The following is a 2,179-nucleotide window of genomic DNA, read 5'->3' on the forward strand; positions in this document are numbered from 1 at the left end:
AAATAAAAGAGCCTCCTGATAGGAGGCTTTTTCGTTATTTTGAAAGTGAAAGCTGAGAAAGCGGCCATTTTTCTTGGGTATATGCCATTTCCCAAAATAAATACTCCAGTTCACAGCTTTTGATGAAGTGATCTTTCATACGGTTACGTTCTTCTTCAGTCGCTTGTTCGGCGAGTTCATCAAGCTTGTTACAAAACCATTGTGTTGTGCCATTCATTTCTTCATTATTATAAAACTGAATCCATTCATAAAAAGGATGAGAAGGAGATGGATTTACTTGTTCTGTAATGCGCTGGCCAATTTCAACGTACGTCCATGGACATGGAAGAAGCACTGCAATGATTTCCGCTAAGCTGCCTGTATGCGCAACACTTGTCATATGGTTAATGTAGTGGCTGGCCGTCGGTGAAAGCCTCTCAGTGTGAAGGTCTTCATAACGTACGCCTGCTACTTCACAAAAATTATTGTGAGGGTGTACTTCACTATGTAATACCGTAGAAATGCCGGCATTAAAGGCTTCCATTTCGGTACGCGTGCGACATTTTGTTAAAGCAGCGCCGTAAATGCGAACAAATGCTGTTAAGTATTCGTAATCTTGAGAAACGTAGTGAATAAGCGCTTCTTTTGGCACGTTTCCTTCAGCAATTCCTTTAATAAAAGGATGGTTAAAAATGGCTTCGTAAATATAGTTTGCTTCTTGTCTTAATTGAGATGAAAATGACATCAAAATCCTCCTTTAATATGAGGAAGTCACAAACAAGCACATAAAGGAAATAAAAAAAACTCCGTTTATAAACGGAGTGGCAAAGGACAGTAAAAAACTGAACATTGCCACTTTCCTACGCTGGTATGAGCCAGATCAGGTTCAAAGGGATCAAGAAAACTTGTCTCAGCCGGTGGCACCCCTAGTGGACTTCCTATTAATCTACGTTTAACTTACCATATATTCTGAAAAATAGAAAGCGTTATGGGAAATTGTGTGCTAACCGCTTTTCTTTCTTAAAGAGGAAATTTCTTAAAGCTATTTTTAATCATTTTTGTTTAAAAATGCATATTTTTAGGGAAGAAGAGGTATTAATGAAGGGAAGAGCCGTTTTCGTCTCCGAAACACTCCCATATAAATAGAAGAAAGGAGAGAACAAAATGGCGAAATTTCGTTTGTATGCTGTATTAAATACAGTAGGCTTGGCTATTACACTGCTTGTGAATTATTTAGCAAATGCCATTCCAATAGGAGGCAAAACAACGGGAGAAGCTTCTGCGCAAGTTCCTACGTTGTTTACACCAGCGGGCTATGCTTTTGCTATCTGGGGCGTTATTTATTTATTATTAACCATTTGGGTTATACGCCAATTTTTTGCAAGAGAAGATCAAAAGGAAATATATGCACGTATCGGCATTTGGTTTTTTCTAAACTGTTTGTTAAATAGTGCGTGGATCTTTATTTTCCAAAACGATTACTATAAGTTATCTCTTTTAGTTATGCTCTTTATTCTAGGCACATTAATGATAGTGTATTCCATTATTCAGCATTCTCGAATGACGACATGGTTTATGCGTCTGCCGATTTCGCTTTATCTTGGATGGATTTCTGTTGCGACTATTGTCAATGTGTTTGTCGTATTTCAAGCAAATGGAATACAGCACTTGCTTGGCTTAAACGAGTTAGCATGGACGATTATTATGCTGCTGGTAGGAGCTGTGCTGGGCATCATGTTTACATTAAAAAACCGAGACGCTGTTTATCCGCTTGTTTTTATTTGGGCTTATATTGCCATTGCAGTGAAGCAAAGTGGAAATCAGCCAATTGTCATTACTGTCATCATTTCAGTTGTTTTATTAGCAATTGCCATTATTGTGGGATTGATTAAACGCTATAGACGTTTTTAAAAAGAAGCTCTAGCTYTTGTAAGCTAGAGCTTTTTATGATGCTCTTTTGATTGTAAAAAAGCAGCTGTAAAAGCAATTAAGCTAATTAAAATACCAAAAGGAACAACAATTGGTACGAATGATAAAATAAATGTCATAAGTGTAACCTCCATGTTGCATCGGTGCATAATGAAAAATTCAACTTTTTTAAATTGAAGTTCCGCTATTATAGTATGCTAGGCTTTATGTTTGGAGCCTATATGTTTAGAAATAAACGAAAAAGGCAACATACGTTACATACAGGTTATAT

Annotated in this window: 2 protein-coding genes and 1 riboswitch; of the genes, one reads left to right on the plus strand and one right to left on the minus strand. The window is 37.0% G+C overall.

Annotated elements, in window-relative coordinates:
• Nucleotides 1-34: 34 nt before the first annotated feature.
• Nucleotides 35-724 carry a thiaminase II gene (tenA, locus tag AC1DRF_RS24285; RefSeq protein WP_274156439.1) on the minus strand — a complete coding sequence of 230 codons (690 nt, stop codon included), beginning with the start codon at nucleotides 722-724 and terminating at the stop codon, nucleotides 35-37.
• Nucleotides 725-819: 95 nt separating this feature from the next.
• Nucleotides 820-917: riboswitch (TPP riboswitch) on the minus strand.
• A 226-nt stretch (nucleotides 918-1,143) separates the two neighbouring features.
• Between tenA and AC1DRF_RS24290 the strand changes: the two genes are divergently transcribed.
• Nucleotides 1,144-1,890 (plus strand): TspO/MBR family protein, encoded by a 747-nt coding sequence (locus AC1DRF_RS24290; protein WP_043982170.1) that lies wholly within the window; start codon nucleotides 1,144-1,146, stop codon nucleotides 1,888-1,890.
• Nucleotides 1,891-2,179: the final 289 nt, after the last annotated feature.

Source organism: Priestia sp. P5_B4 (assembly GCF_056400385.1).